The organism is Microcella putealis, from assembly GCF_004216575.1.
Classification (GTDB): Bacteria; Actinomycetota; Actinomycetes; order Actinomycetales; family Microbacteriaceae; genus Microcella; species Microcella putealis.
This window is the reverse complement of the sequence record NZ_SGWW01000005.1, coordinates 135970-156641: the sequence shown is the minus strand read 5'-3', so window position 1 is coordinate 156641 and position 20672 is coordinate 135970. Positions and strand designations below refer to the sequence as shown.

The 20672-nt window shown below is 70.7% G+C and carries 19 protein-coding genes; 12 read left to right on the top strand and 7 right to left on the bottom strand.

Going from position 1 to position 20672, the window contains the following annotated elements; translation table 11 throughout:
- The first annotated feature begins 82 nt into the window (after window positions 1-82).
- Complete coding sequence (locus EV141_RS11715) at window positions 83-1060, top strand: IS481 family transposase (RefSeq protein ID WP_130486168.1); 978 nt, start codon at window positions 83-85, stop codon at window positions 1058-1060.
- A gap of 10 nt (window positions 1061-1070) precedes the next feature.
- On the opposite strand, the gene EV141_RS11710 is transcribed toward EV141_RS11715, so the two are convergent.
- The gene (locus EV141_RS11710; protein ID WP_130486149.1) at window positions 1071-2261 is read right to left on the bottom strand and encodes an acyl-CoA dehydrogenase family protein; all 1191 of its coding nucleotides are present in this window, start codon (window positions 2259-2261) and stop codon (window positions 1071-1073) included.
- Window positions 2262-2375: 114 nt separating this feature from the next.
- Here EV141_RS11710 and EV141_RS11705 point away from each other — a divergent pair, with 114 nt between their 5' ends.
- The 5 genes from EV141_RS11705 to EV141_RS11685 all read left to right on the top strand — a co-directional run bounded on the left by EV141_RS11705 (window position 2376) and on the right by EV141_RS11685 (window position 8235).
- Window positions 2376-3518, top strand: coding sequence for a CaiB/BaiF CoA transferase family protein (locus EV141_RS11705; RefSeq protein ID WP_241969245.1), 1143 nt, complete (start codon window positions 2376-2378; stop codon window positions 3516-3518).
- Window positions 3519-3672: 154 nt separating this feature from the next.
- Entirely contained in the window at window positions 3673-5043 is a 1371-nt protein-coding gene (locus EV141_RS11700) for an NAD-dependent succinate-semialdehyde dehydrogenase (protein ID WP_130486148.1), read from the top strand.
- A 203-nt stretch (window positions 5044-5246) separates the two neighbouring features.
- Window positions 5247-6887, top strand: a complete 1641-nt coding sequence (locus EV141_RS11695; RefSeq protein ID WP_375880250.1) for a BCCT family transporter — start codon at window positions 5247-5249, stop codon at window positions 6885-6887.
- Window positions 6888-6976: 89 nt separating this feature from the next.
- Window positions 6977-7498 (top strand): flavodoxin family protein, encoded by a 522-nt coding sequence (locus EV141_RS11690; RefSeq protein WP_130486147.1) that lies wholly within the window; start codon window positions 6977-6979, stop codon window positions 7496-7498.
- A 20-nt stretch (window positions 7499-7518) separates the two neighbouring features.
- Window positions 7519-8235, top strand: a complete 717-nt coding sequence (locus EV141_RS11685) for a polyamine aminopropyltransferase (RefSeq protein WP_130486146.1) — start codon at window positions 7519-7521, stop codon at window positions 8233-8235.
- Window positions 8236-8257: 22 nt separating this feature from the next.
- On the opposite strand, the gene EV141_RS11680 is transcribed toward EV141_RS11685, so the two are convergent.
- Entirely contained in the window at window positions 8258-9625 is a 1368-nt protein-coding gene (locus EV141_RS11680; protein ID WP_241969244.1) for an FAD-binding oxidoreductase, read from the bottom strand.
- Window positions 9626-9647: 22 nt separating this feature from the next.
- Window positions 9648-10319: a hypothetical protein gene (locus tag EV141_RS12470; protein ID WP_241969243.1), complete on the bottom strand. Its 672-nt coding sequence runs from the start codon at window positions 10317-10319 to the stop codon at window positions 9648-9650.
- Between the two features lie 145 nt (window positions 10320-10464).
- Between EV141_RS12470 and EV141_RS11675 the strand changes: the two genes are divergently transcribed.
- The 4 genes from EV141_RS11675 to EV141_RS11660 all read left to right on the top strand — a co-directional run bounded on the left by EV141_RS11675 (window position 10465) and on the right by EV141_RS11660 (window position 14692).
- Window positions 10465-10755, top strand: a complete 291-nt coding sequence (locus EV141_RS11675) for a hypothetical protein (protein WP_130486144.1) — start codon at window positions 10465-10467, stop codon at window positions 10753-10755.
- Between the two features lie 62 nt (window positions 10756-10817).
- On the top strand, window positions 10818-12236 hold the full coding sequence (locus tag EV141_RS11670; protein ID WP_130486143.1) for an MFS transporter: 1419 nt from the start codon (window positions 10818-10820) through the stop codon (window positions 12234-12236).
- Window positions 12233-13678: a pyridoxal phosphate-dependent decarboxylase family protein gene (locus EV141_RS11665; protein ID WP_130486142.1), complete on the top strand. Its 1446-nt coding sequence runs from the start codon at window positions 12233-12235 to the stop codon at window positions 13676-13678. Before EV141_RS11670 ends, EV141_RS11665 begins: the two co-directional genes overlap by 4 nt.
- Window positions 13679-13735: 57 nt before the next feature.
- Window positions 13736-14692, top strand: a complete 957-nt coding sequence (locus EV141_RS11660; RefSeq protein WP_130486141.1) for an L-lactate dehydrogenase — start codon at window positions 13736-13738, stop codon at window positions 14690-14692.
- 9 nt (window positions 14693-14701) lie between these two features.
- Here the strand turns inward: EV141_RS11660 and EV141_RS11655 are convergent, their stop codons facing one another.
- From EV141_RS11655 to EV141_RS11645, 3 genes are all read right to left on the bottom strand, one after another.
- Window positions 14702-15655 (bottom strand): DNA topoisomerase IB, encoded by a 954-nt coding sequence (locus tag EV141_RS11655; RefSeq protein ID WP_130486140.1) that lies wholly within the window; start codon window positions 15653-15655, stop codon window positions 14702-14704.
- Between the two features lie 63 nt (window positions 15656-15718).
- Entirely contained in the window at window positions 15719-16090 is a 372-nt protein-coding gene (locus EV141_RS11650; RefSeq protein ID WP_198675544.1) for an RNA-binding S4 domain-containing protein, read from the bottom strand.
- Window positions 16087-17865, bottom strand: a complete 1779-nt coding sequence (locus tag EV141_RS11645) for a glycoside hydrolase family 15 protein (protein WP_130486139.1) — start codon at window positions 17863-17865, stop codon at window positions 16087-16089. The genes EV141_RS11650 and EV141_RS11645 overlap by 4 nt, the downstream gene beginning before the upstream one ends.
- Window positions 17866-17916: 51 nt before the next feature.
- Between EV141_RS11645 and EV141_RS11640 the strand changes: the two genes are divergently transcribed.
- The gene (locus tag EV141_RS11640) at window positions 17917-19338 is read left to right on the top strand and encodes a glucose-6-phosphate dehydrogenase (protein ID WP_130486138.1); all 1422 of its coding nucleotides are present in this window, start codon (window positions 17917-17919) and stop codon (window positions 19336-19338) included.
- Between the two features lie 10 nt (window positions 19339-19348).
- Window positions 19349-20107 carry an SDR family NAD(P)-dependent oxidoreductase gene (locus EV141_RS11635; protein ID WP_130486137.1) on the top strand — a complete coding sequence of 253 codons (759 nt, stop codon included), beginning with the start codon at window positions 19349-19351 and terminating at the stop codon, window positions 20105-20107.
- On the opposite strand, the gene EV141_RS11630 is transcribed toward EV141_RS11635, so the two are convergent.
- Window positions 20104-20568 carry a hypothetical protein gene (locus tag EV141_RS11630; RefSeq protein ID WP_130486136.1) on the bottom strand — a complete coding sequence of 155 codons (465 nt, stop codon included), beginning with the start codon at window positions 20566-20568 and terminating at the stop codon, window positions 20104-20106. The genes EV141_RS11635 and EV141_RS11630 overlap by 4 nt on opposite strands.
- Between the last annotated feature and the right edge of the window lie 104 nt (window positions 20569-20672).

Genomic DNA, 20672 nt, shown 5'->3' with positions numbered 1-20672 from the left:
TCAGCAGCTTGGTGACACGTAGTTGAGGAGAAGGCCTTCATTCTGAGTGGTGTCTAACGCCATCGAAGAGGAAGGCCTTCTCTTGGTCCACCGTAATGCGAGGCTGGCGCCTGCCGGCCGAATGATTCTGGTCGAGCGGGTGTTGCAGGGTCGCCCGATCTCTCACGTCGCGAAAGAGCTCGGTATTTCACGACAGTGCGCTCACCGTTGGATGGGGCGCTTCCGAAGTCAGGGTGTCACCGGGTTGATCGATCGCTCATCACGGCCGCGGCGATCACCAACCGCGACGCCCACCACCGTCGTGAGCCAGCTGCTCGCGGCGCGTCAGGCCGAACGGATCGGGCGTGACGAGCTCGCGTTGCGGTTCGAGGTCAGCGCCTCCACGGCATCGCGGATCATCGCCCGGGCAGGACTGCCGCGACTGCATGAGCTGGACCCGGTCACCGGGATCCGCATTCGCGCCTCCCGAACCACGCAGCTGCGTTACGAGCACGACAACCCTGGCGATCTGATCCACGTCGACGTGAAGAAACTCGGCCGCATCCCTGACGGCGGCGGGTGGCGAATCGACGGCCCGACCGTGATCGATCACGACCGTCGCCGGGACCGTGCCCGCAAGCTCGGCTTTGACTTCGTTCACGTCGCGGTCGATGACCACTCTCGGCTAGCGTTCGCTCAAATCCTGCCGGACGAAAAAGGCACCACCTGCGCTGCGTTCCTCACTGCAGCAGCAGCGTTCTTGGCCCAGCATGGCGTCGCGATTCGAGGCGTGATGACGGACAACGCGAAGAACTACGTCATCTCCCACGCTTTCCAAGACACGCTCAAACTGCTTGGCGCGCGGCACGTGAGAACCCGGCCGCACTGCCCGTGGCAGAACGGCAAGGCCGAACGGTTCAACCGAACCCTGCAAGAGAACTGGGCATACCGGCACCCGTTCCTCACGAACCAGGCCCGTCATGACGCTCTCGCTCCATGGCTTGAGCACTACAACTACGCTCGAGCACACACCGCCTGCGGAGGCCAACCCCCGATCAGCCGAGTGTCACCAACATCATGACCGGGTACAGCTAGCGGAAGGCGGGCATCCCCGTTAGCGCCGCGCCGATGACAAGAGCGTGCACCTCGTCGGTGCCCTCGTAGGTGCGGACCGACTCGAGGTTCTGCACGTGACGCATGGGCGAGTACTCGGCCGTGATGCCGTTGCCGCCGAGGATCGTGCGGGCGCTTTGCGCCACGCGAATGGCGGTGCGCACGTTGTTGAGCTTGCCGATCGAGATCTGGTGCGGCAGCAAGAGGCCCTGGTCTTTGAGTCGGCCGAGCTGCAGAGCGAGCAGTGAGCCGGTGGCGACGTCGAGCGTCATGTCGGCGAGCTTTGCCTGCGTGAGCTGCGCGGCGGCGATGGGGCGCTCGAAGGCGACCCGCTCGAGCGCGTAGCGGCGCGCGGTCTCGAGCGCATCCCGTGCGGCGCCCATGGCGCCCCACACGATGCCGTACCGCGCCGAGTTCAGGCACGTGAACGGGCCGCGCAGGCCGCGAGCCTCGGGCAGCATCGCGTCGGCGGGGAGGCGCACCTCGTCGAGCTCGATGTCGCACTGAATGGATGCGCGCATCGACAGCTTCGCGGTGATCGGCGTTGCGGTGAAGCCGGGAGCGTTGGTCGGCACAATGAAGCCGCGAATACCGTCGTCGGTCTGTGCCCAGATGATCGCGATGTCGGCGATCGAGGCGAGGCCGATCCAGCGCTTCGCGCCCGACAGAACCCAGTCGTCGCCGTCGCGACGCGCGAAGGTTGTCATCGACCCGGGGTCACTGCCGGCGTTCGGTTCGGTGAGGCCGAAGCAGCCGACGACGCGGCCGGCCGCCATGCCCGGCAAGTACTGGGCCTTCTGCTCCTCCGACCCGAAGGAGTGGATTGCCGTCATCGCGAGCGAGCCCTGCACCGAGACGACGGTGCGCAGACCCGAGTCTCCCGCCTCGAGTTCGGCGGCGGCGAGCCCGTACTCGACGGCGCTGCGGCCGGGCAGGCCGTTGCCCGACAGCATCATGCCGAGCACGCCCAACTCGCCGAAGGCGGGCAGTAACTCGCGCGGCAGGTGCGCGTTCTCGTACCACTCGGCGATGTTCGGCCGCAGCTCGGTGTCGACGAAGGCGCGCACGCGATCGCGCACGGCCCGCTCGTCGGCAGACAGCATGTGGTCGATGCCGACGGGATCGGCGGCAACCTCGTCAGGGGTGGGGGAGTGCGTGGGCACGAGCATCCTCTCGTCTCGTCGTCGAGGCTGGTGGCGGGCGCGGGGCGCTCCTCGAGAAGCGTGCCCCACCATCATGCACCCTGGCGCGGGGCGCGGCTCGCGCGCCGCTACAGTGGCGCCGTGACCGCCCTGCCACTTGACGGAATCCTCGTCGCCGACTTCAGCCGTGTGCTCGCCGGGCCCGCCGCGACGATGTGGCTCGCCGACCTCGGGGCGCGGGTGATCAAGGTCGAGCGCCCGGGCACGGGTGATGACACCCGCGCGTTCGGCCCGCCCTGGGCGGGGTCGTCGAGCGCGTACTTCGAGGCAGCGAACCGTTCGAAAGAGTCGATCGCCCTCGACCTCGCCGACGCCGGCGATGCAGAGCTCGCGCGCCGCCTGGCTGCGCGCGCCGACGTGGTCGTCGAGAACTTCCGCTCTGGCGCGCTCGCCCGCTACGGCCTCGATCCGGCAACGGTGCTCGCCGCGAACCCGCGCGCCGTCTACTGCTCGATCACGGGCTTCGGCTCCGGGGCGGGGGCGGCGCTGCCCGGCTACGACTTTCTCGTGCAGGCCGTCGGCGGCCTCATGAGCGTCACGGGAGACGCCGGCGGCGAACCGCGCAAGGTGGGCGTCGCGCTTGTCGACCTGCTCGCCGCGAAAGATGCCGTAATCGGAATACTCGCGGCACTGCGGCACCGCGACGCCAGCGGCGAGGGGCAACACATTGAGATCGACCTGCTGAGCACGCTGCTCGCCTCCCTCGCCAACCAGGCCTCGAGCTACCTCACGACGGGCGACGCCCCGCGCGCCATGGGCAACCAGCACCCCTCCATCGCGCCCTACGAAACGCTCGCGGCCGCGGACGGCGTCATCGCCGTCGCGGTCGGAGCCGACCGCCAGTTCCGGATGCTCGCGAGCGTCATCGACGCCCCGCAGCTCGCCGACGATCCGCGTTTCGCGACGAACCCGGCCCGTGTGACGCACCGCGCCGCGCTCGTGGCATGCCTCGAGGAGGCGCTCGCGCGCATCCCCGCCGACGTGGCGGTCGAGCGGATGCTCGCCGCCGGAATCCCCGCCGGTCGCGTCGGCGACATCCCATCGGCGTTCGCGCTCGCCGAGCGGCTGGGTCTCGAGCCGACGACGGAGCTGGGGGAGGGGCACCCCGCGCAGGTGCGGCATCCCGTGCGGTACGGAGCGTTCAGGCCGGCACCGCCGAGCGCCCCGCCCGCGCTGGACGCCGACGGCGCGGCGCTGCGGCAGTGGCTCGCGGCCGACGGCTAAGCGCCCCTGTACAGCGTGGCGAAGAGGGTGCTGATAATCGCCTCGGCGTCGACACAGTGGACACCGCGCACCCCCTAGGGTGGCATCGACAGCGTGCACTGGTGCCGCGTCCGATCGGGCGGCAGTCGTGCACCGACGACACTCGAGGAGTTTCATGAGCAAGTACGCCGTGATCAACCCGGCCACGGGCGAGACCGTCAAGGAGTACCCGACGGCCACCGACGCCGACATCGCCGCCGCGATTGAGAAGGCTCACGCGGCGAGCCGAAACTGGGCGCGCACGACGACCCGCGAGGAGCGCGCCGCCCTCATCACCCGCGTCGCCGAGCTGCACCGCGAGCGCCGCCAAGAGCTCGCCGAAATCATCGTGCGCGAGATGGGCAAGCCCATCGGCGATGCCCTCGGAGAGGTCGACTTCTCGGCCGACATCTACCAGTACTACGCCGACAACGGCCCCGGCCTGCTCGCCGACGAGCCCGTCGACCTCGTCGACGGCAGCGAGGGTTCGGCGTTCATCCGCAAGAGCCCGCTCGGCGTGCTGCTCGGCATCATGCCCTGGAACTTCCCGTACTACCAGGTGTCGCGCTTCGCCGGCCCGAACATCGTTCTCGGCAACACGATCATCCTGAAGCACGCCGCGCAGTGCCCCGAGTCGGCCGCCGCGATCCAGCAGATCTTCGACGACGCGGGCTTCCCCGAGGGCGCGTACGTCAACGTCTACGCGACGAACGAACAGGTCTCGACGATCATCGCCGACCCCCGCGTGGCGGGCATCTCGCTGACCGGTTCCGAGCGCGCCGGCGCCGCCGTCGCCGAGCAGGCTGGCCGCCACCTGAAGAAGGTTGTGCTCGAGCTCGGCGGCAGCGACCCCTTCATCCTGCTGTCGACCGACGACATGGATGCGACGGTCGAGGCTGCGGTAAACGCTCGCGTCGACAACAGCGGCCAGTCGTGCAACGGCGCGAAGCGCTTCATCGTGGTGGAGGAGCTCTACGACGAGTTCCTCGAGAAGTTTGTCGCCAAGATGGGCGAGGTCGGCCCCGGCGACCCCATGAAGGGCGAGGCTGCCTACGGTGTGCTCTCGAGCGCCCAGGCTGCCGACAACCTCGCCGACCAGGTCGACCGCGCGGTCGCCGGTGGCGCTGAGGTGCTCGTGGGTGGCACCCGCGAGGGCACCTACTTCTCGGCCACCGTGCTCGCGAACGTGAAGCCTGGCAACCCGGCGTTTTACGAAGAATTCTTCGGCCCCGTCGCGCTGGTCTTCAAGGTCGCGAACGAGGCCGAGGCCGTTGAGCTCGCCAACGACACCCCGTTCGGGCTCGGCTCGTACCTCTTCACGACCGACGAGGCGCAGGCCGCCCGCGTCGCCGACCAGATCGAGGCCGGCATGGTCTACGTCAACTGTGTTCTCGCCGACAGCCCCGAGCTGCCCTTCGGTGGCGTGAAGAACTCGGGCTCGGGTCGCGAGCTCGGCACCCTCGGCATTGACGAGTTCGTCAATAAGAAGATGATCCGCATCGCCTAAGGGTCGGTGCGGCAACAAACGGGGGTCCGCGAGAGCGGACCCCCGTTTCGTGTGCGGGCGGGGTGCGGGTGCCCGCGCGAGCACCCGCACGCGCGAATACCCGCACGCGCACGTGCCCGCGCGCACGTACTGCCAAACCACCCTGACCGGTTCCTCACAATCAGGCCGGATTCGTCCATATCGCGTCCGTAGGCTGGTGTCACGTGACTGAACCGATCTCGCGTACCCCAGCCCCCGCATCCACCGCGCCGCCTTCTGAGCGGCGCCCGATCAATCGATGGGTGTTCTGGCCCGCCGCCGTGCTCGTCGTCGGCTTTGTGGCGTTCACCCTGATCGCCCCGGAGGCGGCCGACGCCGGCTTCGGTGCCGTGCAGGCCTCGATCATCTCGTGGTTCAACTGGTACTACGTGCTCATCGCCGCCTTCTTCGTGGCGTTCGCCCTGTGGGCGGCGTTCTCGCGGCACGGGCGCATCCGCCTCGGTCGCGACGATGACGAGCCCGAGTTCTCGTTCCGATCGTGGTTTGCCCTGTTGTTCGCCGCAGGCATGGGCATCGGCCTCGTCTTCTGGGGCGTCGCCGAGCCGCTGAACCACTTCGCGAACCCGCGGCCCGGGGTCGACGGAACCGACGTCGAGCTCGCGCAGGCCGCCATGTCGCAGACCTACCTGCACTGGGGTGTTCACGCGTGGGCCATCTACGTGGCCCTCGGCCTCGCGCTCGCCTACGCCATTCACCGTAAGAAGCGACCGCTTTCGGTGCGCTGGACCCTCGAACCGCTGTTCGGCAAGAAGGTCACAGGTGGCCTCGGCAACGTCATCGACGTCGTCGCCCTCGTGGGCACCCTGTTTGGTGTTGCCACCTCGCTGGGTCTCGGCGTGCTCCAGATCGGCGCGGGCCTCGAGGCCGCCGGAATCGCCGAGGCGAGCGACGTCACCCTGGTCGCCATCATCGCGGTCATCTCGGTCGCCGTGCTCGTGTCGGTGCTCTCGGGCATCAACCGCGGAATGAAGTGGCTGTCGAACATCAATCTGGCTCTCGCCGCATTCCTTGTCGCCTTCCTGCTGGTCGTCGGGCCGACCCAGTTCTTGCTGCGCCAATTCGTTCAGTCGATCGGCACCTACCTCGGCGACTTCATTGCCCTGAGCTTCACGGTGAGCGCCTTCGCCGGCGCCGAGGGTGAGGCGTGGCAGGCCGGCTGGACCAGCTTCTACTGGGGCTGGTGGATCGCGTGGGCGCCGTTCGTGGGCATCTTCATCGCACGCATCTCGAAGGGCCGCACCGTGCGCGAATTTGTCGTCGGCGTCATGCTCGTGCCGACGATCATCACCTTCCTCTGGTTCTCGATCCTCGGCGGAACCGCCATCTACACCGAGCTCTACGGCGCGGGCGGTCTCGTCGGCGCAGACGGTGCCGTCGACACCGAGGGGTCGCTGTTCGCCGTGCTCGGCTCGGCACCCGGTGGTGCCGCGCTCATCCTCGGCGCGATTCTCTTGATTTCGATCTTCTTCGTCACCTCGGCCGACTCGGGCACGCTGGTGATGGGGATGCTCGCCACGGGTGGCGACCCCGAGCCGCGCCGCTGGGTGCGCGCTGTTTTCGTCGCCGTGGTGGCGCTGCTCGCCATCTCGCTTCTGTTGGTGGGAGGACTCACCGCCCTGCAGACCGCGTCGATCATTGCCGCTCTGCCCTTCTCGGTCGTCCTGCTCTTGGCGTGTGTCGCGACGGTGGTGGCGTTCCGGCGGGAGGCCCGCGCGGCCGACCGGGCCGAGCGCGTGGAGTTGGTCGACGAGATCGGAGAGCACTTCGGTCTCGACGCCGACGAGACGGTTGACGTGCGCCGCTAGACGACCCTTGCCCGCCGGGCATGGGCCCCCGGAAAGCCGGGACCAAAGCCCCTGCCCGCGCCCCCGTGCGGCTCGATAGCGTCGGCGACATGAGAACGCTGATCGTTGTCGAGTCGCACTGGGGCAACACCGAGGAAATCGCGCGCGCGATTGCCGAGGGGCTCGCCGGCAGTGGCCGCGTCGACGTGGTGCGCGTGGATGATGCGCCGAGCGACGTCACCGGCGTCGACCTGCTGCTCGTCGGTGGTCCCACCCACGCTTTCAGCATGAGTCGACCGCAGACGCGCGACGACGCACAGCGGCAGGGCGCCACCGCGCTCAGCGGCACGGGCGTTCGCGAGTGGCTTGCCCGCATCGACGCGAGCGCTCGGGCTACTCAGGTTGCCCTGTTCGACACGAAGGTTGCCGTCATGCGGCACCTGCCCGGCTCGGCCGCGATGGCCGCGGCGCGGGTCGTGCGTTCGGCGGGAATTCCGCTCACCCAGCGGCCCACGTCGTTCTACGTCGAGGGAACCGAGGGCCCTCTTCTGCCCGGAGAGCTCGCGCGGGCCCGCGCCTGGGGTGCCGCATTCGTCGCACCCAGCGTGCCGCGTCACGTCGGGGTGGCCTGACGCGCGACTAGCCTGGCGCGATGGCCCGCATCGACGAACTCGCCTTCACCCCGACCCCGATGGGCGAGCTCACCCTGCGCCGACGCTTCGACCCCGTTGCAGAGCGTGACGTTTTCGAGGTGAAGCTCGGCGACGAGTTTCTGATGTCGAGCCTGTTCACGGCGGCCGAAGAAGAACTCGCGCGGCTCGGACTCGAGGCTGCCGCCGGCCCCGGCCCCCTCTCGGTCGTTGTCGGTGGCCTGGGGCTCGCGTACACCGCCGTGACCGCGCTCGACGATGATCGGGTCGCCACCCTCCGCGTCATCGACGCGCTGCCCGCCGTGATCGACTGGCACGAGCGACGCCTGCTTCCGACCAGCGATCGCCTGCTCGACGACGGTCGCGCGAGCCTCGTCGAGGCCGACTTCTTCGCGGTTATGCGCGCGGCGCCGGGCGAGCACCCCGCGCTGCCCGAGCCCGTTGACGCGATCCTGCTCGATGTTGACCACACGCCGCAGCACACGCTGCACCCGAGCCACGCTGACCTCTACACGGTCGAGGGCTTCACGCGACTCGCGCGCCACCTGCGGCCGGGCGGCGTGTTCGCCCTGTGGTCCGATGAGCCGCCGCACCCCGAGACGATGGCGGCCCTCACGCAGGTTTTCGCCCGGGTCGACGGGCACACGGTCGAGTTCCCCAACCCGCTGACCGGCGGCACCTCGACGAACGGCGTCTACGTCGCCTGCCGGGAGCGCTGACGGCGGTCAGCTGCCCGCAGGCCTAGAGCACCGCATCCGGGTTCATGATGCCGAGCGGGTCAAACGCCGCCTTGATGCGCCGCTGCAGGGCGAGTTGCGACTCACCGAGCTCCTCGACGAGGTGGCGCTTTTTGAGCACGCCGACCCCGTGCTCACCGGTGAGCGTGCCGCCGAGCGCGAGGGCTGCGCGAAATACGGCGTGCGCCGCGCGCCACACCGGTTCGGGCACGGTGTCGCCCGTGTAGACGAAGTTCGGGTGCAGGTTGCCGTCGCCCGCGTGCGCGACGGTCGGAATCGGCACCCCGTGGTCGGCACTGATGCGCTCGATGGCGGCGAACATCTCGGCGAGTCGGCTGCGGGGCACGGCGACGTCTTCGATCAGCACGTGGCCCGTGGCCTCCATCGCCGGGTGGAACGACCGGCGCACCGTCAGCAGCCGCTCGGCGTCGGCGGGGTCGGTCGTGAGTCGGCCGTCGCCGCCGTGGGCGCGGATGATCGCGAGCGCGCGCTCGGCATCGTCGCCGGACTGCTCGCCGTCACACTGCACGAGCAGGTGGGTGCCGCCGGCTGCGGGCGCTTCGAGCCGCAGGTGCCGGTGGATCGCCGCGAGGGAGAGAGGGTCGATGAGTTCGAGTGCCGCGGGCCGCAGCCCGCTCGCCATGATGGCCGACGACGCGGCCGCGGCGGCGACGACAGAGGGCAGCATGGCGGCGATCGTCGCCGTCTCGCCGCGGGGCACCGGTGTGAGGCGCACGGTCGCCCCGACGATGACGCCGAGCGTGCCCTCACTGCCGACCATGAGCGCCGTGAGGTCGAGGCCGGTCACCCCTTTGGCGGTGCGGTGGCCGAAACGCTCGCGCGTGCCGTCGGCGAGCACCACGTCGAGGGCCAGCACGGCCTCGCGCGTCACCCCGTACTTGACGCACATGAGGCCGCCCGCGCCCGTGGCGATGGTGCCGCCGATGCTGGCCCACGCGCGACTGGCGGGGTCGGGCGCGTAGAACAGCCCCTGCTCGCGCGCGGCGGCGTCGAGCTCGGCGACGATAACGCCGGGTTCGACGACGGCGAGCTGGTTGACCGCGTCAATTTCGAGGATGCGCGTCATGCGCGCCGTCGACACGACGAGCCGGTCGCGCCCCGCCATCGCGCCCCCCGCGAGGCCGGTGCCGGCGCCGCGCGGCACGACCGGCAGGCGGTGCGCCGTGGCGACGCGGAGCGCCGCCACCACGTCGTCCGCCGTACGAGCGTGCACGATCGCGAGCGGAGCGTCGGCGGCGCGTTGCCCCGACTTGTCGGCGCGTGCGGCGTCGAGTTCGGTCGGGTCGAGGCTCAGGGCGGGCCCGAGGGCGGCGATGAGCTCGGTGAGGGCGGCGCTGCGGTCGGCGGTCACCCGGCCATTGTGTCGCGGATCGTTAGGGTGTGCGCGGCCCGCGGGTGCGCACGACGAGCCAGAAGATGCCGGCGACCATGGCGAGGCTCGCCGCGGTGAGGAAGGTGGTCGTCGGCAGCGTGTCGATGGGGGCGATGAGCACCCCGGGAGCCGCGAGCGGCCCGACGAGCACGAGGCGCAGGCCGCCGAGCGCAACGCCGACGGCCGCGGCGAAGAAGCCGAGCCCCATGCCGATCGCGGTGATGCTTTCGTCGGTGCCGCGGGCGAATCGGCGGGCGCGCGCCCGAATGAACAGCACCGCGACGCCGACCCAGACCGGCATCCCGAGCGTGAACGGGTCGATGAGCGCGGCGGCGAGTCCGTCGTCGAGCGCGAGCAGCCGCACGGCGACGCCCACGGTCGCGGCGATGACGGCGACGAGCGCGATCCACCGCAGCCGCGCATCCAGTGCCTGAAAGCGCAGCGCCGTGAGAATCACGGGGGCGGCGGCGAACCACAGAACCGGCGCAATGTCGACGAACAAGAGGACGAGTTCGCCGGGCCGGTCGAACGAGGTGTCGGCGGCGCCGAGCTGGTACGACAGCGCCCCGACCGCCATGGCGATGAGGGTGACGAGCAGCAGGGTGCGGGTGACCTGCCCCGACGACATCGTGCGCACGGGCCGCTGTGGGGCGCCACCGCGCACGAACGTCATGCAGCGAAGGCTACGCCCCGCGCGCCGCAGAATCACCGGAAAGCTTCGTGAGAGAACCCTCCGTATCGAGCGCCCACGGTTGAACCGGATGGCGAGAGCCGGAATCGTTGCTGGCTCATTGCCCGCGAGAAGGAAGGAGCACTCGATGCTCACCCTCACCCCGACCGCCAGCACCGTAATTGAGAACCTCGTCGCCCGCGAGGCCGACCCCGGCCAGGCGGGGTTGCGCATCGACTCCGGCGGCGCCGAGTCGACCCAGTTCGCCGTATCCGTCGCGCCCGCACCCGTTGACGGTGACCAGGTCGTCGAGACCGGCCAGGCGCGCGTGTTCCTCGAGCAGAACGCCTCCATCGCGCTCGCTGACAAGGTGCTTGACGCGCAGGTCGGCGAAGACGGCAACGTGCGCTTCGCGATTGGCGAGCAGCCGAGCGCCTAGAGCGCCCAGCGCGTCGAGTGCGTAGCGGCCCTAGCGGCCGTCTCCGTCGGTAGGCTCCGGGCATGACGCACCGGAGCGCCTCTGACGCCGTAGCACCACCGACCGACCGCGTACCCGCCCGCACGATCGCCGGGTACGCGGTCGGTTCTCTCGGTACCGGGGGTTTCGGAACCCTCCCGGGCCTCGTCCTCGTCTACTTCCTGACCGACAACCTGGGCGTCACCGCGATCGTCGCGGGCCTCATCGTGAGCCTCGCCAAACTGTGGGACGTCGTGATCGACCCGCTCATCGGATCGCTCAGCGATCGGGCGCTCGCCCGCACCGGCTCGCGGCGCGGACTCATGCTGGTCGGCGCGCTCACCCTGCCGGTCTTCTTCATCCTCACCTTCGCCGTGCCGATCGAGGTCGGCCCGACCGTGGGGGCGATCTGGGTGCTCGTCGCTTTCATGCTGACGGCCACCTCGTTCAGCCTGTTCCAGGTGCCGTACATCGCCCTGCCCGCTGAGCTCACCACCCGCTACGACGAGCGCACCCGGCTCTTGACGTGGCGGGTCGTGGTGCTGACCGCGGCCATCCTGCTGTTCGGTGCCGGTGGCCCGCTGCTGCGCGGGCTCAGCGAGACCCCCTCGCAGGGTTACCTGCTGATGGCGGTCGTCGCGGGTCTCGTGATCGCCGCGGGCCTCACGCCGGCGTCGCTCGCCGCCCCCCGGCGAGCCGAGCGCGGCGAGCCGCAGCGGGTCAGCCTCGGCACCCACTACCGACTCGCGATCCTCGCCCTGCGCGAGAGCCAGCCGTTCCGTGCCCTGCTTGGCACCTTCGTGCTGCAGGGCCTCGCCACCGGCACCATGCTTGCGGCCGCGCAGTACGTCGCCACCCACGTGCTGCGCAGTGAAGACGCCGTGACGCTGCTCTTCCTCGCGCTCATCGCCCCGGCCCTGCTGTTCGCCCCCGTCTGGGGTCGAGTGGCGCGCCGCACGGGCAAAGAGCGCGGCTACCTCATCGCGAGCGTTCTCTTTGCGGTCGCGGCGCTCGCCATCACGGGGCTCGTCTGGGCGCCGGGCGCGTGGGTCTACCTGCCGGTCGCGCTCGCCGGCGTCGCCTATGCCGGCATGCAGGCGCTGCCACTGGCGATGCTGCCCGATGTCATCGCGCACGACGCACGCGCGAGCGGCACCGACCGCGCCGGAGTCTTCAGTGGCGTGTGGACCGCGGGCGAGACGGCCGGTATGGCGCTCGGGGCGACGGTGCTGACGGTCATCCTGAGTTTCACCGGGTACATCGAGTCGGTGGGCGGTCAGACCGTCGCGCAACCCGCTTCCGCCGTGACGGGCATCGTGATCGCCTTCAGCATCGTTCCCGCCGTCTTGCTCGGGGCGAGCATCCTGCTGCTGCGTCGTTACCGACTGCGCCGCGACGATATCGAGGCGGATGCGCGCCCCGCGCCGCCCGCGGATGTCGCGAACGAGGGCCCCGCCGCATGAGCAACGCCGACGAGATTCTTGCCGAGCTGCGCGCGCTGACGCGCGACGACGCCGCGACCCACGGCGGCCGCGTGCTGTCGTACGTATACGACTCCGGAACCGAGGGGCTCGGGCAGCTCGCTCACGACGCGGCGGGCATCCTGCAGTGGGTGAACGCCCTCGACCCGACGACCTTCCCGTCGGTGGCGCACCTTGAGCGCGAGCTCATCGCGTTTGCCCGGCCGCTGTTCGGCGCGGGCGACGGCGAGCAGTCCGACATCGTCGGCTCGGTCACGAGCGGCGGTACCGAGAGCTGCTTGCTCGCGGTGCGCACCGCGCGCGACACGTGGCGGGCTCGCGGTGGCGACGGCCGGGCGCGGCTGCTCGCGCCCGTGACCGTGCACGCCGCGTTTCACAAGGCGGCGCACCTGTTCGACCTGGCGCTCGATCTGGTTCCCGTCGACGCGGAGACCGGCGCCGTCGACCCCGAGGCGATCATCCGCCGTCTCGGCCCCGACGTGGCGCTCGTCGTACTGAGTGCGCCGTCGTATCCGTTCGCGGGGCTTGACCCGATCGGGGCGGTCGCGCCGCGCGCGGCCGACGCGGGGGTCGCGGTGCACGTTGATGCGTGCATCGGCGGCTTTGCGCTGCCCTGGTGGCCGGGGGTGCCCGCGTGGGACTTCCGTGTTCCCGGCGTCACGAGCCTGTCGGCCGACCTGCACAAGTACGGGTTCGCGCCGAAGGGGGCGAGCATTCTGCTGCACCGCGGCCGCGAGCGGCACGCCGCGCAGTACTTCGCGACGACCCGCTGGCCGGGCTACCCCGTCGTGAACGCGACACTGCTCGGGTCGAAACCGGCCGGCCCCCTCGCGGCGGCCTGGGCGATCACGCGCATGCTCGGAGTCGACGGGTACCGCTCGCTCGTCGAGCGCACGCGAGCCGCGACCGACGCGCTCATCGCGACGGCGCACGACATCGACGGGATGCGCGTGGTCGGCTCACCCGTCGGCCCGCTGTTCGCGGTCGCCGCCGATGAGTCCGTCGCCCCTGATCGGCGCGTCGACCCGCACCACCTGGCCGACGCCGTGCGTGGCCGTGGTTTCGTGCTGCAGCAGCAGCCGGGGCTCGCGCAGCCCGACGGTACGCGACTGCCGCGTACGACGCACCTCACGATCACGCCCGTGACGGCCGATCGCCTCGACGAGCTGACCGCCGCTTTGCACGCCGCCGCTGACGAGGTGCGCGGCGTGCCGCCCGTCGACGCGGCACCGCTTGCGGCGGGCCTCGCCTCCGCCGCGTCGCCCGCCGAGGCCCTTGCCGCGCTCGGGGTGACGGCGGGCGGGCTGACCGCCGCGCAGGCGCCGCTCACGGCGCTCATCGAGACGCTTCCGCACGAGACGGCCGAGGGGATGCTCGTCACGCTTCTCGCGTCGATGGTCGACCCCGAAGCGACCCGGGCATAAACCGGGAAAGGCCGAAGGTCCCTCGACAGCATCCCCGTGCTCGGCCAGGGTGGATGCATGCCCGTTCTCGAGAACTCTCGCCTTGCCATCGTCGGGGCCGGTGCCGTCGGCACCGCGCTCGCCTACGCCTCCCTGATTCGCGAAACCGCCCGCGAGGTCGTGCTGTACGACATCGATGAGGCGCGCGTGAACGCCGAGATTCTCGATCTCGCCCACGGCACCCCGTTCACCGGCTCGAGCGCGATCTCGGGCGGCGCCGACCTCGACGTCGTCGCGGGGGCCAACGTGGTCGTGGTCACGGCGGGGGCGAAGCAGCACCCGGGGCAGAGTCGACTCGATCTCGCGGGCGTCAACGTCGAGATTCTGCGCGACCTCATGCCGGCGCTCGTCGAGCGGGCGCCCGACGCCGTTTTCATGCTCGTCACGAACCCCTGCGATGTGCTCGCGGTGGCCGCCCAGCGCTTCAGCGGGCTCGAGCCGTCGCGGGTGTTCTCGAGTGGAACCGTGCTCGACTCGTCGCGCCTGCGCTGGCGCCTCGCCGAGCGCCTCGGCGTGAGCGCGTCGAGCGTGCACGCAATGATCGTGGGCGAGCACGGCGACAGCGAGTTCCCGCTGTGGTCGCAGAGCCGCATCGGGCCGATTCCGATCCGCGACTGGCGTGACGACGCGGGCGAGAACCTGAGCGTCGAAGAGCTCGACGAGATCGCCGACGACGTGAAGAACGCCGCGTACACGGTCATCGCCGGCAAGGGTGCGACGAACTATGCGATCGGACTGTCGGGCGCGCGCATCGTCGAGGCGATCTTTCGCGACGAGGGCGCGATCTTGCCGGTCTCGAGCGTGCTCAGCGACTATCACGGTGTCGACGGCGTCGCCCTGTCGGTGCCGAGCATCGTCGACGCGGGCGGCGTGTCTCGCGTCATCGACACCCCGTTCTCAGCGGAGGAGGAGCGGCAGCTGCACCACAGCGCAAGCGCGATTCGCGCCTCGCTCGAGGCGCTCGGCCTGTCCTGAGCGCGCGTCCTAGCCGACGAGTTCGGCGTAGGCCCGGTCGCTGACGCCCGCCCGGCTGAGCGTGGCCACGCGGCCGCGCCGGTAGCGCTCGATGACGAGCGGGTCGATGTACGACGAGCGGGCGACGGCGCGCGTGTTCCTCAGGGTGTCGGCCACCGCATCCACGGCCGCTCGAATCACCGCGTCCTGTTCGCGGCGCGCGACCGCTCCGGTTCGGGCGAGCACCTCGGCGGCCGTGCGTGAGCCGAGCAGCGTGCGCAGGTCTTTGGGCGTGACGGGGCATCCGCTGCCCGCCGCGAGATAGGCGGTGAGCGAGCGCGCGCTGAGCCGGTGCTCGTCTCCATCGTGGCGCCAGGCGGTCAGTCGCGTCGCCGCGCCGCGCGGAACGTGGGCGAGCGCGTCGGCGAGCTCGGGGTCGCGCAGCTCGGCGAGCCACTGCACGCCCGACTTCGCGGGAAAATCGAGCAGCAGGCGGTCGCCATCGACGCTCACGTGGCGGCGTTCGAGGGTGAGCGCGCCGATCGTGCCGCGCTCGGCCGCGTAGCGCTCGTCGCCGAGTCGCACCCCGAGCACGTCGATGAGCCGCGCGGCGATCGCGGCGGCCCGCCGCTCGGGGTCGTCGCCGCGCAGGTCGGCGGTGATGGTGCGGCGAAGCCCCGTCGTGCACTGCGCGAGAGCGCGCACGCGCGCGTACTTGCTGCGCTCGGCGCGCGCAGTCCACGCCTCGTGGTAGCGGTACTGCCGCCGCCCGTCGGCATCCGTTCCCGCCGCCTGCAGGTGCCCGTTCTCGGCGGCGCAGATCCACACGTCGCGCCAGGCGGGCGGAATCGCGAGCGCGTCAATGCGCGCAAGCACCTCCGCGTCGCGCACGGGTCGCCCGTTCGCGTCGGTGTACGAGAACCCCCGGCCCCGTCGCCGCCGCGCGAATCCGGGGTCGTCGGTCGAGGTCCGGCGCAGGCGCATCACGACAGTGTGCCGATAACACGGATGCTCCGTGCCGCTTTCTCAGGCACCGTCGAGCATGCGCTACTCGGCGCGGCCGCGCAGCCGCTCGATCTCGCGCCGGTCGCGCTTCGTCGGCCGTCCGGCGCCGCGCTCGCGCAGCACGGGCAGCACGCGTTCTTCCTTCGCTGGGGGAGGAGGGGTGCGGTCGTCGTAGTTTTCGGCGGCCTTCGGCGCCGACGTGCGTTTCGTGATGAGCCCCGTGACCACGACGATGCGCTCGCCGCCCGGGGTCAGCGCCCGTACCGTGTCGCCGAGCTTGACGGGGTGCGCGGGCTTCACCGTGCTGCCGTTCACCTTGAGGTGGCCGGCCTTGCACGCCGCGGTCGCCGCCGATCGGGTCGAAAACAGCCGGATCGCCCACGCCCACGCGTCGACGCGCACCGCCTCGCTCACCCCGCTCGCGCCTCCGAGATTGCGTCGGCGGCGCGCACGAGCGCGAGGTGCGACAGCGCCTGCGGCGTGTTGCCGAGGTGGCGCTCGTTGTCGACGTCGTATTCCTCGCTCAAGAGCCCGACGTCGTTCGTGATTCCGACGAGGCGTTCCATGAGGGCTTCGGCGTCGGCGAGGCGCCCGCCGTGCGCGTACTGCTCGACGAGCCAGAACGCGCAGGTGATGAAGGGATGCTCGTCACCGTCCAGCCCGTCCACGCCGCTTTCGGTGCGGTAGCGCAGCGGGAGCCCCTTACGCAGCAGCGTGCGTTCGATTTCGGCGACGGTGCCGAGCATCCGTTCGTCGTCGTAGGCGACGTAGCCGATCTGCGCGAGCTGCAGGAGCGAGGCGTCGACCTCGGTCGTGTCGTAGTGCTGCACGTAGTGGCCGCGTTCCGCGTCGAAGCCGCGCTCCTCGATCTCGACCTTTAGTCGGTCGCGCGCGGCGACCCAGCCCTCGATCGAGGCGGGCAGCTCGAACTTCTCGACCGCGCGAATGCCGCGGTCGAATGCCGCCCACAGCATGGCGCGCGAGTGGGTGAAGGTGCGCAGCTCGCCGCGAATCTCCCAGATGCCGTTGTCGGTGCGGTCGAGCTGCGTCGACACCCAGTCGAGCAGTCGCACCTGCAGCGACCACGAGAAGTCGTCTTCGTGCACGCCGAGCTCGCGGGCGTCTTCCAACGCAATCATCAGCTCACCGAAGATGTCGCCCTGGAACTGGTCGTAGGCGCCGTTGCCCACCCGCACGGGCGCCGAGCCCTCATAGCCGGGCAGGCTCGTGATCTCGCGCTCGTACAGGTAGCGCTCGCCCGACAGCCCGTACATGATCTGGATATCTTCGGGGTCGCCGGCGATCGCGCGCAGCAGCCAGTCGCGCCAGGCGCTCGCCTCGTCTTGGTAGCCGTGAATCATCAGCGACTCGAGCGTGAGGGCGGCGTCGCGAATCCAGACGTAGCGGTAGTCCCAGTTGCGGCCGCCGCCGATCTCTTCCGGCAGGCTCGTCGTGGGTGCCGCCACGATGCCGCCCGTCGACTCGTGGGTGAGGGCCCGCAAGACGAGCAGCGAGCGGCGTACGTGCTCGTCGTAGGCGCCGGGCGGGGCGCAGGTCGTCGCCCAGTCGTGCCACCACTGGCGCGTCGAGGCGAGCATTTCGTCGACGTTCTGCGCCGGCCGGGGCGTCTTGTGCGACGGGAACCAGCTCAGCACCGTGTCGACCGTCTCGCCCGCGCGCACGGTGAACTCGGCGCGGTGCGCGTGGTCAACGGGCGTGAATCGCGGGCCGCGCACGACGACGGCGTCGGGCCCCGCGATCGCGGTGAGCTCGGGCGCGTCGTCGGTGCCGCTTTGGCGCACCCAGGGCATCGCGTCCGCGTAATCGAATCGGATGCGCAGCAGCTGTTCGACGGTGACCTCGCCGTCCAGGCCGGTCACCCGCCGCACGAGGTCGCTCTCGCCGTTGTCGATGGGCATCCAGTCGGTGACCTCGATGACGCCCGTCGGCGTCTCCCACCGCGTGATGAGCACGAAGGTGTCCTCGTCGTAGCGGCGTGAGGTGCACGAGGTCTCACCGACGGGGTTCAGCGACCAGTGACCGTGGGCCTCGTTGCCGAGGATGCGCGCCAAGAGCGAGGCCGAATCGAATCGGGGCATGCACAGCCAGTCGATCGAGCCGCTGCGGCCGACGAGCGCGGCCGAACGACAGTCTCCGACGAGGGCGTAGTTCTCGAGGGGTTCCGCCATGGCGCCATCCAATCAGACGCACCTCGAAGACTTCCTCGCTACGGTGACCCGATGGCTGCCAGAGAAACGACCCTGATCATCCTCGGTGCCGGGGGAGACCTCACGAAGCGCCTCCTCGTGCCCGGGCTCGCCGGCGCCCTCGGCCGCGCTCCTGAGCTGAGCGTCGAGCTCATCGGCGCGGGCCATGGCGACCACGACGACGCCGCGTGGCAGCAGCTGGTGCGCGAGGCGCTCGAGGTGGGCCTCGATGAGCTGACGGGTGACGTCCGCGCCGCCGCGCAGCGCGCGATTGACGCGACCGTTGCCTCCGCACGGTGGGCGAGCGTTGACGCGACCGACCGCGAGGCGTTGGCCGAGCTGGTGGGCTCGGCCGCGCATCCGGCGATTCTGTATTTCGCGTTGCCGCCGTCGGTCACGATCGACGCCATCGCCGCGCTCGAGCCGGGCGACCTGCCCGAGGGCACACGGCTGGCGCTTGAGAAGCCGTTCGGCTTCGACGCCGAGAGTGCGGCCCGTCTGAACGGCCTGCTCGCGGGCCTCGTCCCCGACGAGTGTGTGTTTCGCGTCGACCACTTCCTCGGCAAGTCGACCGTCGTCAACCTGCTGGGCCTGCGCTTTGCGAACCGCCTGTTCGAGGCCGTGTGGAACCGCGAGCATGTTGCCCGCGTCGACATCGTCTACGACGAGACGCTCGCCCTCGAGGGGCGCGCCGGGTATTACGACGGCGCCGGCGCGCTCGTCGACATGGTGCAAAGCCATCTGCTGCTGGTCGCGGGAATCGTGGCAATGGAGGCGCCCGCGGCAATCGAGCCGGCCGATCTGCACGGCTCGCTCGTGCAGGCGCTGCGGGCCATGCGGGTGCGTGGTGACGATGCCGCCGCGTCGTCGCGCCGCGCGCGGTACACCGAGGGCGAGCTTGACGGCACGACCGTGCCCGCGTACGAGACGGAAGACGGCGTCGACCCGAGCCGCGAGACGGAAACCCTCGCCGAGCTCGTGCTCACGGTCGAGAACACCCGCTGGGCGGGCGTTCCCTTCACGCTGCGCAGCGGCAAAGCGGTCGGGCGCCCGGCGAAAGACGCCATTTTGACGCTCAAGCCGGTCGCGCATCGACCCAGCGGCTTCACGGGAGCGGGGGAGGCGCCGCGCATCACGGTGTCGCTCACGCCCGAGCACCTGGCGGTCGAGCTCGACCTGAACGGGCCAGGCGACCCGCTCGACCTCGACCGTGTCGTCGTCGAGACCGCCTTCGGTGCGGGCGAGCTCACCGCGTACGGCGAAGTGCTCGACGGCGTGCTCGATGGCGATCCGCTGCTGAGCGTCCCCGCCGAGGCCGCCGAGCTCTGCTGGCAGCTCATCGACCCGGTGCTCGCCGCCTGGCGTGAGGGCAGCGTGCCGCTCGAGGAGTACCCCGCCGGTTCCGCCGGGCCGGAGGCGTGGCGCAGCCCCCTCGCGCCGCCGCACGGGGCCTAGGCTCAGCCCCGTGACCTCCCGCGCGCTCATCACCGGTGCCACCGCAGGCATCGGACTCGAATTTGCCCGCCAACTCGCCGCCCGCGGCACCGGGCTCGTGCTCGTCGCGCGAGACGGTGAGCGCCTGGCGCGCGTCGCGCGCGAGCTCGGTGACGAACACGGCGTTGTGGTCGAGACTCTCGCCGCTGACCTTCACACCGACGACGGGGTGCGGGCCGTTGACGCGCGCGTCGCGGCGCTCGAGAAGCCCGTCGACCTGCTGATCAATAACGCGGGCTACGGCATCGGCGGAGATCTCGCCGCCACCGACCCCGACGACGAGCAGAAGCACCTCGCGATTCACGTCGCCGTGCCCCTGCGGCTCACGCAGACGGCGTTGCGCCGGATGCTCGCCACCGGTGGCGGACGGATCGCGATCGTCTCGAGCGTCGCCGCGTTCACCCCGCGCGGCACCTACGGCGCCGCGAAAGCCTGGGGAGTCTCGTTCGCCCGCTGGGCGAATCTGAGTTACGGGCCGCGCGGCGTCAGCGTGACGGCGATTGCCCCGGGGTTTGTCCGCACCGAGTTCCACGAGCGCATGGGGGTCGACGTGTCGGGCATTCCCGAGGCGCTGTGGCTCGACGCGCCGACCGTCGTGCGCCAGTCACTGCGGGCGATCGACCGCGGGCGTAGCGTCGTGATTCCGACGGTGCGGTGGCGTGTCATCGCCGCTCTCGCGCGCATCCTGCCCGATCGCCTGTCAGCGGCGGGGCAGTTCCGCTCGCGCTAGACGAGGGCGGGCTGGGCCGTCTCGGCGAGCGAAGCCTTCCAGGCGACGAGGGCGCGCACGGTCTCGCTCTCGTCGGCGGCGAGCTTCTCCATCGCGTCCGCCGGCACGAAGTAGTTGATGGCGACCCACGCGCGCACCTGTTCGTCGCGGTCGCTCGCGAGCGTGCGCAGCACGTCGCAGGGGGTGCGCTCGTTGCGGGCGAGGCAGCTGCGCACGCCCGCGTCGGGGTCGTTCGCGAGGGCCTCGTGCACGTCGTCCGGGGCGTGGTACGACAGGGCGGCGCTCTCGCGGATGCGCGGGTTCGGGCTCGCGGCGAGGCGGCGGATGCGCTCGCGCTTCGAGTCGGTGACGCTGGGGGAGAGGAACTGCGCGACCGGGTCGCCGCCGTCCTCTCGCATCGCGGGAGCGTTGTCGGCGAGCTGCTGCTTCTGCGCGGGGGTGTTGAATCGGATGCACGACATGGGCGATACGGTAACCCCTCGCGCCTGCGACGCGCCGCCGCGAAACGGGCGTGTAAGCACTTGCCCAGCATCCGGCCCGTGCCCGGGTGCGGCGCGCGGCCCCG

Bases quoted from the DNA above. Each gene is read 5' to 3' on its own strand.
- EV141_RS11665 (WP_130486142.1), top strand. From the start codon at position 12,233: ATGAGCAACGCCGACGAGATTCTTGCCGAGCTGCGCGCGCTGACGCGC.
- EV141_RS11655 (WP_130486140.1), bottom strand. From the start codon at position 15,655: ATGCGCCTGCGCCGGACCTCGACCGACGACCCCGGATTCGCGCGGCGG.
- EV141_RS11700 (WP_130486148.1), top strand. From the start codon at position 3,673: ATGAGCAAGTACGCCGTGATCAACCCGGCCACGGGCGAGACCGTCAAG.
- EV141_RS11645 (WP_130486139.1), bottom strand. From the start codon at position 17,865: ATGGCGGAACCCCTCGAGAACTACGCCCTCGTCGGAGACTGTCGTTCG.
- EV141_RS11630 (WP_130486136.1), bottom strand. From the start codon at position 20,568: ATGTCGTGCATCCGATTCAACACCCCCGCGCAGAAGCAGCAGCTCGCC.
- EV141_RS11710 (WP_130486149.1), bottom strand. From the start codon at position 2,261: ATGCTCGTGCCCACGCACTCCCCCACCCCTGACGAGGTTGCCGCCGAT.
- EV141_RS11675 (WP_130486144.1), top strand. From the start codon at position 10,465: ATGCTCACCCTCACCCCGACCGCCAGCACCGTAATTGAGAACCTCGTC.
- EV141_RS11640 (WP_130486138.1), top strand. From the start codon at position 17,917: ATGGCTGCCAGAGAAACGACCCTGATCATCCTCGGTGCCGGGGGAGAC.
- EV141_RS12470 (WP_241969243.1), bottom strand. From the start codon at position 10,319: ATGACGTTCGTGCGCGGTGGCGCCCCACAGCGGCCCGTGCGCACGATG.
- EV141_RS11690 (WP_130486147.1), top strand. From the start codon at position 6,977: ATGAGAACGCTGATCGTTGTCGAGTCGCACTGGGGCAACACCGAGGAA.
- EV141_RS11660 (WP_130486141.1), top strand. From the start codon at position 13,736: ATGCCCGTTCTCGAGAACTCTCGCCTTGCCATCGTCGGGGCCGGTGCC.
- EV141_RS11670 (WP_130486143.1), top strand. From the start codon at position 10,818: ATGACGCACCGGAGCGCCTCTGACGCCGTAGCACCACCGACCGACCGC.
- EV141_RS11685 (WP_130486146.1), top strand. From the start codon at position 7,519: ATGGCCCGCATCGACGAACTCGCCTTCACCCCGACCCCGATGGGCGAG.